At 53.5% G+C, this 13,686-nt stretch carries 12 protein-coding genes; 1 reads left to right on the plus strand and 11 read right to left on the minus strand.

Going from position 1 to position 13,686, the window contains the following annotated elements; all coding sequences use genetic code 11:
- From BUB55_RS10495 to BUB55_RS10540, 10 genes are all read right to left on the minus strand, one after another.
- Positions 1-285 (minus strand): hypothetical protein (locus BUB55_RS10495; protein ID WP_143152881.1); only part of this gene is annotated, 285 nt, incomplete at its 3' end.
- 123 nt (positions 286-408) lie between these two features.
- Positions 409-1,257 (minus strand): EamA family transporter, encoded by an 849-nt coding sequence (locus BUB55_RS10500; protein WP_073190947.1) that lies wholly within the window; start codon positions 1,255-1,257, stop codon positions 409-411.
- 3 nt (positions 1,258-1,260) lie between these two features.
- Positions 1,261-3,615 (minus strand): lytic transglycosylase domain-containing protein, encoded by a 2,355-nt coding sequence (locus tag BUB55_RS10505; protein ID WP_234971902.1) that lies wholly within the window; start codon positions 3,613-3,615, stop codon positions 1,261-1,263.
- Positions 3,599-5,404, minus strand: a complete 1,806-nt coding sequence (gene ptsP / locus BUB55_RS10510; protein WP_073190952.1) for a phosphoenolpyruvate--protein phosphotransferase — start codon at positions 5,402-5,404, stop codon at positions 3,599-3,601. The genes BUB55_RS10505 and ptsP overlap by 17 nt, the downstream gene beginning before the upstream one ends.
- The gene (locus tag BUB55_RS10515; RefSeq protein ID WP_073191006.1) at positions 5,376-5,648 is read right to left on the minus strand and encodes an HPr family phosphocarrier protein; all 273 of its coding nucleotides are present in this window, start codon (positions 5,646-5,648) and stop codon (positions 5,376-5,378) included. The genes ptsP and BUB55_RS10515 overlap by 29 nt, the downstream gene beginning before the upstream one ends.
- A gap of 7 nt (positions 5,649-5,655) precedes the next feature.
- On the minus strand, positions 5,656-6,564 hold the full coding sequence (locus tag BUB55_RS10520) for an MlaD family protein (RefSeq protein WP_073190955.1): 909 nt from the start codon (positions 6,562-6,564) through the stop codon (positions 5,656-5,658).
- Between the two features lie 83 nt (positions 6,565-6,647).
- Positions 6,648-7,301 (minus strand): TrmH family RNA methyltransferase, encoded by a 654-nt coding sequence (locus BUB55_RS10525; RefSeq protein ID WP_073190958.1) that lies wholly within the window; start codon positions 7,299-7,301, stop codon positions 6,648-6,650.
- Positions 7,298-8,344: a hypothetical protein gene (locus BUB55_RS10530; RefSeq protein ID WP_073190961.1), complete on the minus strand. Its 1,047-nt coding sequence runs from the start codon at positions 8,342-8,344 to the stop codon at positions 7,298-7,300. Before BUB55_RS10530 ends, BUB55_RS10525 begins: the two co-directional genes overlap by 4 nt.
- A gap of 29 nt (positions 8,345-8,373) precedes the next feature.
- Positions 8,374-9,897 carry a M16 family metallopeptidase gene (locus BUB55_RS10535; protein ID WP_073190964.1) on the minus strand — a complete coding sequence of 508 codons (1,524 nt, stop codon included), beginning with the start codon at positions 9,895-9,897 and terminating at the stop codon, positions 8,374-8,376.
- A 261-nt stretch (positions 9,898-10,158) separates the two neighbouring features.
- Positions 10,159-11,187 (minus strand): vWA domain-containing protein, encoded by a 1,029-nt coding sequence (locus BUB55_RS10540; protein WP_073191009.1) that lies wholly within the window; start codon positions 11,185-11,187, stop codon positions 10,159-10,161.
- Positions 11,188-11,374: 187 nt separating this feature from the next.
- On the opposite strand from BUB55_RS10540, the gene BUB55_RS10545 reads away from it, so the two are divergent.
- Entirely contained in the window at positions 11,375-12,499 is a 1,125-nt protein-coding gene (locus BUB55_RS10545; RefSeq protein WP_073190967.1) for a diguanylate cyclase domain-containing protein, read from the plus strand.
- A 26-nt stretch (positions 12,500-12,525) separates the two neighbouring features.
- On the opposite strand, the gene BUB55_RS10550 is transcribed toward BUB55_RS10545, so the two are convergent.
- The gene (locus BUB55_RS10550; protein ID WP_073190970.1) at positions 12,526-13,629 is read right to left on the minus strand and encodes a vWA domain-containing protein; all 1,104 of its coding nucleotides are present in this window, start codon (positions 13,627-13,629) and stop codon (positions 12,526-12,528) included.
- Positions 13,630-13,686: the final 57 nt, after the last annotated feature.

Below are 13,686 nucleotides of genomic sequence, written 5' to 3' on the forward strand. Positions count from 1 at the left end.
TACGCGCACCTTCGCCTTGCCGCCCGCGATGTACACGGAACCGCCCTGGCTGGACCACTTCTTGAAGCCCTCCCTGGGGTGGTATGCTGCACCGCCGAGCTGTTCCCTTTCGGCCAGGAGTATCGCCTCCACGAGCCTTGCGCCCATCTCCCTCGACAGCGCGTCAAGGCAGCTTTTCCCCTGTTCGGCAAGGTCGGCCAGAACCACCCCGATACTGGTCGAAATGTCGATTTCTTCGCGGCGGACGATTGACAGTTTTGGGGTTCTTTTTGTACTTTTCATCATGGTGGTTATCCTCTTGCTTGGTGTTTTTTTGCTGAACCAAATTTACAAGTTGGAGACCACCTTTTTCTTTTTGGTTGCAGAAATTTCAACTAACTTTGGGGCATCTTCCATACAGCATCGTCCTTAAACTATGTTTTTTTTGCGCAAAGTGCGAGGGCGACGCACCACAAAAAGTCCCGCGCCTATAAGAACCAGGGTCACCGAGATGATTTTCCCTATGGGAAAAGCCTCCGAGAACACAATCGCCCCGGCAAGAGTGGGCACGGCAGCACCGACAGCGGCACTGAACGGGATGATGAACAGGGCTCGCCCTCTGGAAAACGATATCTGCGAATACAGGAACGCAATCCCGTACGTGGCCACGTAGCCCCAAACGCGCGGGTCCAAAAGAAGTCCGAACACGGTCGACGCGCTCACGGCATCGAGGTCAAAATCCATCGCCACGCTCTTGTAGAACGCCGCCGAAACGCCAAAGCCCACGCCCATGATGAGCGAGTCCACCATTTCACGGTCCTTGCACCACAAGTGGGCAAAGAAGGTCACGGCGCAAAGCGCCCCCGCATACGCCCAAAGCACGGTCACATTCTGCACGCTGGTCGATTCACCCAGGCTTTCTACCGAGTAAAGCAGGCCCGCCACCACAAAGCAAATCGCAACCACAATCCGCTTGGTCAAGGCTTCGCGCAAAATGCAAAAACCCATAAGCGCCGTCAAAACCGGATTCAAAACCATCATGGGCTGCACCTGCGAGAGGTCGTAACGCGCCATCGCAATGTAATAGCCCAAGGTCGCAAGGCCCGAACAACCTATGCCGAACCACCAGAACTTGTTCGTAATTACACCCTTGAAGAATTCCCACGGTCGGGAAGTTCCGCCAGTACGCTTGCCTACCGTAGATACCCCTGACTTTTCAAGGATATTGCCGCAGGCAAAGAGGAACGCCGGACCGATTGTCAAAAGGAGGAACAACATGCGCTAAATCTCGTCGTAAATTTCCTGATAAATCCAGTAATTCCCCATGACGCGCTTGACGTAGTCCCTAGTTTCCCAATAGCTGATTTCTTCGGCACGCACATCCCACGGGAGGCCCTCGCCAGCAGTCTGCCAGCGCTTGGTGGGCTTCGGACCCGCATTGTAGTTGCCCAGCACATACATGTAGTCGTCATTATATTCCGCCTTGAGATCGACCAGGTAACGGATGCCCAAGCGAATGTTCATGTACGGGTTGTAAAGCAGCTTAGGGTCGAACCAGTCGGCAATGCTCTCTTTTTCAGCAAGCATCTTGCCTGTCGCGGGCATAATCTGCAAAAGACCGCAAGCCCCCACCGGAGAGGCAATCTGGAAGTTGAAAATGGATTCCTGGCGCATCACACTGTACACAAAGAACGGGTCGATACGTTCGCCGGAATGAAACTTCACCTGTTCCGTGAACGGGATCGGGTAAAGGTAATGCAGCACGCTAATGGGCGGCGACATCAGACGACGGCGGTCAATATTATTCTGGAACTGGCGCGCCAGGCGGTAACCCGCTGCAGTCTCGCCCACTTCGTAAAAGAGCATTCCGTATTCGTAAAGAAAATCCAGGCGCTTGTAGTTCTTTTTGCGGGCTTCGTCATAAAGCGCAAAGGCCTCGTCGGTAAAGCCGTACAGGAACAAGTCCTTAATGCGCCGGTAACGGGTCGGGTTGTAGCTCGAGTCGACCTTGGTCTGCTTTTGCGAAGCGCGAATCCAAGCGAGGGTCTCTTCGGGCGACATGGCGACCCCATGGGCGAACGGGACCTTGTCGGCATCCATCAGCTTGTTTTCTACAAGCTTGAGACGCGAGCGGTGCGCATAGTAGGCCAGCGGGAAATCCCTGATGCAATCCAAGTAGGCCTCGCGGGCGAGCGAATCCTTGCCGAGCATCATGTAGGTGTCGCCCAAGAACATGCGGGCGCCGCTACCGCTCCACAAGAACGGATCCTTGGTGGCGTCAATAAAGGCGTCGACAGCCTCGTTCCACTTTTCTTGTTTGAAGTAGATAAAGCCTATGCGGAACTTGGCCCACTGGCGCTTGATGTTGTTCTTGAAGCGTTTGTTCGAGAGCTGCCTAAAGCAAACGATAGCACTGTCGTACATCTGCTTTTGCTCGTATTCAAAGCCACGGACCCAGAGGTTGTTGGCGTTTTCCTTGCTAAACTGGCTCACGTCCTGCAAAAGCGAATCCATAGTCTTAATTTCTTTGGCGTAGGTTTTCGCGTCATTGCGATACAGGCGGAGCGTCGACTGCATCCACAACGGGCGCGCCTCCACGGAATCGAGCAAGAACTTGAACTGTGCAATGGACTCTTTTTCGCGTTTCAACGCACGCAAGGTTACCGCCCGCTTTTCCCAAAGCATGATTCGCGTATCCATGTCGAGCGTGCTCGGCGGGAGCTGCTTTTGCAGGGAATCCTCGGGCAGCGGCACTGCCGTTTCGGGAGCCTTGGCGAGTTGCAGCGAATCCAATATGCGGATGGAATCCAGCAAGGCGAGACACACGTTCGCCTCGTCCTTCGCGCAAGCCATCTTGGCGTAGGCAACCTTCTCGCTCAGCGATTCAGGACCACCGCGCACCTTGCGAAGCCTGCGGATTGCCGAGAAAGCAGAATCCTTGTACACGGTTGCACTAGTCAGCAACTGCATGTAGAGGCGTTTCGCCTGTTTGGGCTGTTTGAACTCTTCCAAGAAAACCGCGTAACGATACTTGAGGGCGGCGGCATCGTCCCCCTTGGGGTACTTGTCCAAAAAAACTTTCAGGGAATCCGCATGGGCTCGATCATTCAACGTGGTATCGGCCATGGCAGCCTCGATGCGCATGCGCGAAGCCGACTTGTCAAAGCCGGCATCTTTCTCAAACTTGGCACCCAAGGCGAGGGCCGCTCGCATTTGGCTGTAATCGCCCTGCATAAAGCGGGCCTTGGCCATACGCAAAATCACCGTCTTCTCGAGCACGGTGTCACGGGAACGCAAGGAATCATAAGCGGCATAGGCGCTGTCCCACGCCCCGGTATAAAAGAAGGCAGCGGCCTTGGCAAAGTCACGCACATTCTTGGGGAGCGTTGAATCGGCAGCCGCCTTTTTAGAGCGTTCCGCGCGAACTACCAGGTTTTGAAAATCCACCGAGGGAATCTTTTCCAGTTCCTCATAGGGGTCCAGCGGCGTCACCGGCATGGTCGCAATCAAGCTGTCCGTAGCAATTGTCGGAGCCGGCACGGGATCCACTTTTGTCGTCTCGGCACCGGCATTACATACAAAGGTAAAAAAAGCAAGGGTCAATAAACCATGGTTCAGCCTAAGTCTGTTTTTCACTATCACCACCCAACAAACTAGAAATTCCTAAATCCTTAATGGTTTGCGCGTACTTTTTCTTCAAATAGGCATCCACATTCTCAGCATCATCCATCTGGAGCACAGTCAACGCCGTTTCACGCACGTCCTCAAAGTTAATGGAGCGAATAATCTTCTTGGTCGCCATCACGCTCCAAGGCGTCATGGATAGTTCATCGACTCCCAAGCCCACCAACAAAAGCACACTGAACGGGTCCGAGCTCATTTCACCGCAAACCGCCACGGGGATTCCCTGGCGATGCGCCGCCATCACCGTCTGGTAGATCATGCTAAGCACAGCCGGGTGGTGCGGTTGGAACATGTCGGTAATCAATTCGTTTGTACGGTCCACCGCCAAGGTGAACTGGATTAAGTCGTTGGTTCCAATACTAAAGAAGTCTGACTCCTTGGCAAGCAAGTCCACAAGCATCACGGCAGCAGGCACTTCAATCATCACGCCCACCTTGATATCTGCAACTTCATGGCCTTCGGCAATCAGTTCTTCGCGGCACTTGGCAATGCACGCCTTTGCCCTGCGAAGTTCCGAAAGTCCCGATATCATGGGGAGCAGCACACGCAAATTCCCCTTGCTGTTCGCCAAAAGGAGAGCCCGCAACTGCGTACAAAAAACATCTTCACGGTCCAGGCACACGCGAATGCTGCGCCAGCCCATAAACGGGTTCGCCTCGTTGACCGCCGAGATTCCCGACACCAGCTTGTCTCCGCCAGCATCCAGCGTACGTATGGTCACAGGGCACGGCGCCATGGTGTCCAAAATTTGCTGGTAGGCTTCCCGCTGTTCATTCTCGGTCGGGGCATCCTTCCTAAAGAACAGGAACTCAGAACGGTAAAGCCCTATACCCGTCGCGCCAAAGTCGGTCACCTTTTCGGCTTCACTCGGGAGCTCGATGTTCGCATGCAGCGTGATGTACTTGCCATCGCGAGTCATAGGTTCAAGTCTACGCATCGTGAACAATTCACGGCGTTGACGTTCGTAAACCTCCTGGCGTTCACGGAACCTGCGAATATCTTCTTCGTTCGGGTTCACAATGACCATGCCGCCGGAACCATCCACAATGATGGTGTCGTCGGGCTTGATCAAGGCTGCCACGTTGCGGAGGCCCGACACGGCAGGGATTTGGAGAGAGCGAGCCAAAATGGCCACATGGCTTGTGCGGCCGCCAGTATCCATGGCGAGGGCGCTCGCCTGGCCCGGCTTCACGGACATCAAAAAACTCGGCAAAAACTCGTGCGCCACCAGAACCACGCCGGCTTCGATAGATACTTCCTCTAGTACCGGTCCGGAGTCTTCCATGGCCGCCATCAAACGGTTGTACAGGTCGCGCAAGTCGGCGGCTTTGTCACGGGTCGCCTGAGAATCAATCTTCTCGAACTTGTCGATATAGCCGCCCAAAACCACGTGGACAGCCCACCGGGCGTTCTTGTGCCCCTTCTTGATTTTATCAAGGATCCCATTGATCAAGCCCGGGTCCTGCAAAATCATAAGGTGGGTAGCAAAAATCAAACTGTCCTGGAAGCCCGCACGACTTTCGGAAACTTCCTTGATCTTGTTGATTTCGGTGACGGTCTTGGTGACAGCCTTCAAAAAAAGCTGTTCTTCGGCAGGGATTCGGGACTCCGGCAAAGTCTCTTCAACAACAGAGACCTCCCGATTGATAATCGGGAACGCCTTCCCCATGGCAAAACCCGGGGACGCCGGAACGCCCACCAATACGATGCGTTCAGCCTGGTTCTTCGTTGAACTTGTCATTAAACAGCTGTTCCAACTTTTGTGAGACTTCTTCTTCGTCTTCACCGTCAACTTCGAACTTCACTTCGGAGCCAAGTGGAATGGCCAGCATCATCACGTTCAAGATGCTCTTTGCATTTGCCTTGGATCCTTCGAAAACGATCGAGACGTCACTCTTGGCGGGGCCAGTAATGTCGACAATCATGCCAGCAGGGCGCGCGTGAATTCCAAGTTTGTTAGTGACTGTAAGAGTCTTAACTATCATCTTTTCCTCAGAAAAAATCCACATTCACATCGAGGCCATCGTGCAGAATCACACGGAACAGGCTATCGGCAGAATGGACGGTCTTCACCAGATCGTCATGCAAAGTCTTGTCGGCAAGCAAGGTACCCACGGTATTGTCCTTGGACTGGACCTTGGCAATCAGTTCGTCCAAGTGCTTGGTCACGCCTTCGAGATCCGAAATCAACGAATTGGCGTTGTTCATCACCTTGTCGGCGCCCGCAAACATGTTGTCGATTGGCGGCTTGACGCCGTCCACCAGTTCGCCCACCTTGGCGGTCACCTGGTTCAACCCGTCCAGACTCTTCTTGAGCTGCGGGTCGGTCGTATTGACCATGCTCATCAAACGGTCTTCCAAAGTTTCCGCCTTGGCCAAGAGAGTCTTGAATCGGTCCTGGAATTCAGGATTCGCGATGGTGCCGTTCAACGCCTGCTTTACCGACTCCAATAGAACCTTGGTGCTGTCACAAACTTCACCGGCAAGGCCAATGGCCTCGGCGATACCGGCATCGAACTGACCGTCAATAGTGTCGTTCGGGGCAAAATACTGCGTGGAATCGCCCAAAATCATACCGATCTGGCGTTCGCCCATAATGCCGATATTCTGCACCCGGATTTCGGAATCCTTGGGAATCTTGACATCGGTACGAAGACGGATGCGGACGACCACGCGATGGCCGGCAAGGCTGATGTCCTCGACCTTGCCCAGCTTGACACCGTTCACCTTGACCGGGTCATCGAGCACAAGCGTGCTGACCTGGGTAAAACGGAGGTAGAACGTATTGAAAGTTTCCCTGGGGTCTTTCTCATTCAGGAAGAACACCCCGAAAACCAAAATGACGATGGCGAGGAGAACAACCAAGCCAACAGAGAAATAGAGTGCAGAATTCTTTTTCATTCTAGCTTCAAATTAGCTTATTCACGAAATTTTTCAAAAACTCACTTCTCAAAACGGGGGCTTTTCAAGCCTTTTTGACCATTTTAGCCTTCGATTCTCGTTATTGGGCTGTTATTTTCGATGCCGTTCACATGGCGGTCCAGCCAATCGTGCAACAAGGCGTCCCGTTCGGCCTGAGGCAGCAGGAACTTCTCGCGCCCTTCCTTCTGCATAAAAACGTCCAAGTAAGTCATCAGGACGCCGCCCGCAACCGACACGTTCATGGACTCCGTAATGCCGTACTGGGGCAGTTTGAACTCGTAGTCGGCGTGGGCTAGAGTATCGGGATGGTTCCCGTGGAATTCACTCCCCAGATAAAAGGCAGTCGGCTGACTCAAGTCCAAATCCAGGACCGAGTTCGTGGTGTTCGTACTCGCCACCGCGATCTTGTAGCCCTTTTCGCGAAGCTTTTCCATGCAGAGCATGCGCTTTTTGTACAGGTAGATGCTCATCCACTTGTAGCTGCCCTTCAAAATGGACTTGTTCACGCTGTAGGCGTTGTCCTCTTCGATCACATGCACGTCCTGAATACCAAAGACCTCGGCTGTACGGATGACGGCCGAAATATTGTGCGGGTCGAACAAGTCCTCGAGCACCATGCAAAAGTGCCTGGTACGGCGATTCACCACGCCCGTCAGCAGTTCCTGGCGGCGATCCGTTACTCGAGCCAACAGCGATTCCAACGATTCTTCACTCATTTTACCATCCTCGGTTCTTCAACTTTCAGGGGAGCGGGAGCAGGCCGTTCCTTTTCCCTTTGCCTTTGCAGTCTTTCAAAATCACCCAGCTTCCACGGGGCGCCATTCACCACGGTCTCGAAATCCAAAACATACTGGACATTCTCTTGCGACTTCAAGGCAGCACTTTTGAGCATGGGCTCCTTGTTGCCGCCAAAGTATTCCTTCGAGGCCTTTTTGACATCGTCCACGATGTGGTCGATTTTATCGTTCACCACGCTCTTGAATACATTCATCTGCATAATGGAATTCAAAATGGAATTGGCCGGGAACACAATAGCGGTCAGCTTATACGAAATCTTGTTCGGGGCGATTTCGTCCATGTCCAGGTAGGCGACTGCAGTACCGTGGAGAGACCATTTCAAGACCTTCGCGTGACCATAGCCAAAGAACACGTTCCGCATGCCGAGTTTTTGACCGGCGCTATCCTGAAGCACCCAGTAGAACTCGCCCGATAGGCTGCGGCCATTGCTGCCATGGAAAAAACGGCGGTTTCGGCTTGTGTAACCCAGTTCGTAACCCGAGCCCAAGTAGGCGTTGATCAGTTGCGCCGTAAACGGCATGTTGTCGAACAAATAGCTGATGGCGTTTGCACCCAGCGGGAGCGTTCCCTTGTTCTCGTAAATCGCCCTGTACTGACGACCCAAGCGGGCATAGACCTCGGCAGCCATGGGCTGCTTCAAATCGGCAGGGAATCCACGCCTGGTAATTTCCTTGAACGGTTCACAGAACTCGTCGTCGTACTTCGTCTTGGGCCAGGGCTTTAGGTCTTCTTGGGAGCAAAAATCGTATTGGATGTCCAGGCATTTTTTGACGCCCGAGCAAAGGCTGCGCACATCGTCTTCCTTGTTGGCCAACTGGCGCAGCACCAGCCCGCGGAAACGCACCTTGGCAATGGAATCGCGTTTGGCGTCCATCAGTTCCGCCTTCGAGAGCGCCTCCGGGTTAGAGGGCATGTACTCGCCGGCATAAGCCGTCACCAGCGACACCAAAAGGATCGCCACTACACATCTTATGCCCTTGCCAAAAAACATTATCTAAAATCCAGGCTATCGAGCGGGATCACCGTAAACGGCTTGAGAGCTTCCAGCTTTGCGACGGGCGCCACAATGGAAATCGTCATCTTGTTCTTGTCAAAATACTTGGCGACCATCGCCTTGACCTGATCCTTGGTCACGGCATTCACTTCGGTTACAAAATTCTTGTAATGTTCCGGGGACTTTCCCAAAAGTTCATCTTTCGCAAAGATGGTCGCAATGGATTCCGGGGAATCAAATAACGCAGGCAGACTTTCGACAATCGCCTTTTTAGCCTGGGCTAGTTCCTCGTCGGTGGGGCCTTCCTTTGCCAGCTTTTCCACCTCTTCAAAAATGAGCTTGAGGGCAAAGTCGACCGATTCGACCTTGGTCTGCAGGGCGATGGTCGTCATGGCGGAATCACGATAGTCGTTGCCGGCAGAGCTATAAACACTATAGGCAAGTCCCTCGTCACTGCGCACGCGGTTCACGAGCCTGCTGGTAAAGCTGCCCCCGCCCAAAATAAAGCTTGCCACCGCCGTCGGGTAGTAGTCGGGGTGAGGGCGTTTCACAAACGGCTGGTTCATGGTAATGTTCGCCTGCGAAATGTCCTTGTCGACCACATAAACGCCCGGTTTACGGACAAAGGCGATTGTCTCGGGCTTGGGCCTTGCCACCTTGGGGGCGTCCACTTTCCAGCCAGCAAAGAACTCCTTCATTTGCGTCACGGCGGAATCGCGGTCCACATCGCCCGAGAGGGCGAATACAATGCGCTTCGAAGAGTAGGTCCCCTCGGCCAAGCGTTTCACGTCGGCAACGCTCACCTTCTTGTACTCGTCGGCGGTGGCGTCCCACATCCGCGGGTTCGGCGCATAGTTCACCTTGGACTTCAAAGCCGAGAGAATCTTGGCTGGCGTCTCGTAACGGCGTTCATGAGCGGTCACAAAGTTCGCCTTAACAATTTCCAACTGGTTCTTGTCAAATGCAGGGGCGGTCAGGACCTTCTTCGCCAGTTCCAAAAGCGCAGGGAAATCCTTCGAAAGGCAGTCAATATCGAATGCCGAGAGGAACGTGCCCGCGCTAGTCGAGAGGGAAGCGCTGACAAATTCCAGGGAATCGTCCAGAGCGTGCGCCGAGATACCACCGCCCGCACCGCGACGGAGCATGGTTCCCACCATTTCGGAGGCGGCCTCGTCCTTGATGTTTGACGCGACGTTCGATTCTTCAAAATAGACCGTCAAGTTCACCAGCGGAAGAGCGCGGTCGCTCACAATGTAGCCCGAAACGCCTTCAGCGATTTCGACGCGATAGTCCTTGGGGTACGGAGCCACATACTTGAATTCGGGATACTTGATGTCCTTGTAACTTGCCGGGACAACGGAAGGTTCAGAGGCGGGAGCCTCGGCAACCGCAGGGGCAGCCGTATCGGCGACCGCCGGAGCGGGGCTCGCCGTTTGGGGGGCGGGCGCAGAGGAGCACGCCGCAATTACGGCAAAACAGCCCGCGGCGACAAATCCAATTGAACTAGATCGTTTAAGCATTTGCCAAAATATAGATTAAATCGGGAATCCAGAAAAGCATTCTTCCAAGTTGGAGTAACAAATAAACAAGGAGTGTGTTCCAAATCAAAAAAAATCCGTATATTAGTCAATGAGCCCTTCTGGTGGATAACTTCCGGCATCGCCCAGCGAGCCGCCCGTCTCCAAGAGAGACACATCCACCAGAAAGGCTCTTTTCTCTATCCAAAAACTAAAAGGACATCGCCCGAGCGATGCCCTTTTTTGCTGTACAGAGAAATCCAATTAACTAAAACGACCGTTGAGTTGCTTGCGACGGCGGCCCCGTTCCGATATCATCGCCTCGATCAGGAACAGCAATGCCGAAAATCCCAAAAAGATCTGGTAACGGTCCTGGTAATTTTCCATGCGGTCGCTCGCCTGGTCCTTCTTTTCGAGACTCGCGATTTCGGTCAACACCTTTTGCAGTTGGAACTCACCCGGACTCGCGTAAAAATACAGGGCTCCCGTGACGCTTGCAATCTCCTGCAAAGTCCCTTCCTCGAGTCGCGTCGTTACAATGTTCCCTTGAACGTCCTTCTTGTAGGCGACTTCGCCGTTCTTTGTCTTGACCGGTATGGGCACGCCCTCGCGGCTTCCTATGCCGATGGTGTAAATCTTGATGCCCATCTCGGCGGCTTCCTTGGCGGCGTTCACGGCTTCGGCTTCAAGTTCCTCGCCATCACTCATCAAGATCATCACAGAGTACTTCCCCGCCCCGCCGGAGTTCTTGAACAAATCCATCCCCTTGCGGATGGCGTTCTCGAGGTTCGTGCCCGGCATGAGCCAACCGGGGTTGAGTTCACGGAGCATCATTTGCACCGTGCCATAATCCAGCGTCAGAGGGACCATCACCTGCGCCTCGCCGCTAAAAGCGACCAAGCCCACTCGGTCCCCCGAAAGCCCTTCCAAGAACGAGGAGATCTCGTGACGGCTGCGCACTAGGCGGTTCGGTTTCACATCCTCGGCAAGCATCGAGAGCGAAATATCCTGCAAAAGCACAAGATCCAAGCCACGACGTTCGATGTGTTCCATCTTGCGCCCCCACTGTGGACGGGCAAGGGCCACAAACAAAAAGGCTATGGCCAAGAGTAGTAGGAGCACCTTGGTGAGGCGGCGCCACGGCGACACGCTCGTGGTGAGTTTGGGGAGCATCGAAAGCGAGACAAATCGGGCCGCCAATTTTTTGCGACGGCGGTACGCGTAATAGAACAGCAACGCGAATAGCGGCAGCGTAAACAGGCACCACAAAAAGTTCGGTTCGGCAAAACGCATCAAGGCCTCCAAAAACACAAGCCAATGGGGTCAAAAACCCTGGAATTGACCATGAATATACAAAAAACCATTCTTTTCGCCCCAGTTTTTACAGAAAAAAGCGATTTTTGGACAAAAAATGCATTTTTGAAATTGATACAGCATTTTTCGGGAAACTTGTTATATTTTTCTTACAGAGGGACTGTCTATGTTTGAAAATTTAGTCGGGATAGAAGTCAATGTCATTTGCCTGCTAACTGCCTTACTCATTCTGGGCACCTTGCAAAAGTCGTACCAGCGCAAGCTCCAAACGCGAGCGTTCTGCGCCCTACTACTGTGGTTCATAGCCTTCTGCGTCATCGGCGGAATCACCCACATTGTGGACCCACAGAACATCGCCGCAATGCACGTCCTTATTTGCCTCAAGGTTATCACCTGCGTTTTTGTGGGCTACAACTGGTTCACCTACACTTTCTACGCTACCGCCAACAACTCCTATGGGATCCGGCGATGGGCGCCCCTTGTTATTGCCCCGCCTCTCGCCGTGAGCATCTATGCCATTGTCGTGTGCATTAAGCACATCAGCGATACAGAGCTGCTCCTAGACCCGCTCCTTTGGCTATTCTTGAACATCGTCGGCAACGTCTATTTTATCGCAGCCGTTGTCGTCTCCGTCAAGAGGTCGTTCCGAAGCGCGAACCCTTTCCAAAAGGGAGAGTATCGCCGTCTGAGCCTTGTGGCAATCATCCCCCTTATCGCCATGTTCGTCCAGTACAAGTTCATACAACTGAACATTACGTCCCCTGTCATTATCCTCACCATACTGTACATGTACCTGCTCTCGCTTAAGCAACAGATATTTACGGATCCCGCCACCGGTCTAAACAACAAGCACAAGATGACCGACCACATCGACAAGGTCCTCCAGAACCCGGATCCCGAAAAAAGGCTTTTCTTTGTGCAAATTGGCGTGGATTACTACGAAAAAATCCGTAAAAAATTCGGCAAGAAAAAAGCTCTTCTTGTCATTGAAAAGGTAGCCTGGTTCCTCCGGAGCCAGTGCCACGGGCAAAATGCGTTCCTCGCCCGCTACAGCGCAGACAAATTCGCCATCATCTGCGAAAAAGAAACGCTCTCGGAACTGGAATTCCTGTGCAACGAAATCATCCGCAACAGCGAAACCGGCGAGATCCAATCCGTCATTCCCTGGAAAATCTCCCTCAACGTCTACTGGTCCGAATACGGCACCGAAAAGACCCAGACTGTAGACGACTGGCTCAACGGCGTTTACGACAACTGCATCAAGCCCGCCACCGAGACCCCCGAGTCATAAACACGGAAATCGACGGCAAAGGATTATTACGGGATGCGCACAAAGCGCGTATTTGCAAGCAGCAGTTCCAAAAGAATCAATGCCGCCCCCAGCAAAAGCCACGGGTAGAATTTCTCGGCATAGCGGGCATAGGCGACCGTCTCAATTTCGGTTTTTTCGAGTTGGTCGATTTCGGAGTAGATTTCTTCAAGTTGTTCCTTGTTCTCGGCACGGTAGAACTTGCCGCCCGTCTTTTGGGCGACGGCGCTCAAGGTCGCCTCGTCAATGCCTTCTTCGGGAGTGATGTCGCGCTCGGTCCACGAGATTTCGCCTGTCCACGCGTTCTGCTGGAACCCAAGGATCTTGCCCCGTTTTTTACCCACGCCAACAGTGTAGACCTTCACCCCCAATGACTGCGCGACCTCGGCGGCACGAACCGGGGAGATGACGCTTGCGTTGTCCTTGCCGTCGGTCAACAGGACCACCACGCGGCTCTTGGCCTCAGATTTTTGCAAGCGCGCCAAGGCGTTCATCAGACCGTCGCCAATGGCGGTGCGGTTCGCGAACACGGAGTCGCGTGCCAAATCGTCCGTCGCCCCGAGAATTTCGAGGAGGCTCCCGTAATCAAGAGTCAACGGGCACTGCGTCACGGCACGGCTGCCAAAGGCGGAGAGGCCTATGCGGTCGCTGTGGCGCTTTTGAATAAAGTCGGCAATCACTTCTTGGGCATAACCCATGCGGCTGTACTTCCAGTACTCTCCCGACTTGAGAATGCGTTCCGCGTTCATCACGCCAAGTTTCGCCTGTTCGGCGCGGGTGAGCATGTCGAGCGTCCCCATGGAGCCCGAAACGTCCAAAACCAGCATGATGTCGACACCGTCGGTACTGGTGTATTCCACCTCCATGGCATTTTGCGGGCGGGCAAGAGCCACGATAAAGCAACAAAGGGCAGCCATACGGAGGGCAGGCACAATGTGGCGCAAACGCACTCGGCGACTAGGCGACGCCTTTTTGGCGATAGCCAACGCCGGGAACTTGATGGTACTTTTGCGGCGCTGCTGGCGGTACACGTACAGCGCTATCAATACGGGAACAAAGATAAAGAGCCAAAAGGCTTCAGGATTCTGAAAATGGAGGGCACCTATATCCATGCCCGAGAATATACAAAAAAACAAAAGCGCAAATTTTGCGCTTTTACGGCAAAAAAC

It is taken from the genome of Fibrobacter sp. UWP2, assembly GCF_900141705.1.
Lineage (GTDB): Bacteria > Fibrobacterota > Fibrobacteria > Fibrobacterales > Fibrobacteraceae > Fibrobacter.

Coding starts and splice junctions, on each gene's coding strand:
- BUB55_RS10545 (WP_073190967.1), top strand. CDS start 11,375: ATGTTTGAAAATTTAGTCGGGATAGAAGTCAATGTCATTTGCCTGCTA.
- BUB55_RS10500 (WP_073190947.1), bottom strand. CDS start 1,257: ATGTTGTTCCTCCTTTTGACAATCGGTCCGGCGTTCCTCTTTGCCTGC.
- BUB55_RS10550 (WP_073190970.1), bottom strand. CDS start 13,629: ATGGATATAGGTGCCCTCCATTTTCAGAATCCTGAAGCCTTTTGGCTC.
- BUB55_RS10535 (WP_073190964.1), bottom strand. CDS start 9,897: ATGCTTAAACGATCTAGTTCAATTGGATTTGTCGCCGCGGGCTGTTTT.
- BUB55_RS10520 (WP_073190955.1), bottom strand. CDS start 6,564: ATGAAAAAGAATTCTGCACTCTATTTCTCTGTTGGCTTGGTTGTTCTC.
- BUB55_RS10515 (WP_073191006.1), bottom strand. CDS start 5,648: ATGATAGTTAAGACTCTTACAGTCACTAACAAACTTGGAATTCACGCG.
- BUB55_RS10540 (WP_073191009.1), bottom strand. CDS start 11,187: ATGCGTTTTGCCGAACCGAACTTTTTGTGGTGCCTGTTTACGCTGCCG.
- BUB55_RS10525 (WP_073190958.1), bottom strand. CDS start 7,301: ATGAGTGAAGAATCGTTGGAATCGCTGTTGGCTCGAGTAACGGATCGC.
- ptsP (WP_073190952.1), bottom strand. CDS start 5,404: ATGACAAGTTCAACGAAGAACCAGGCTGAACGCATCGTATTGGTGGGC.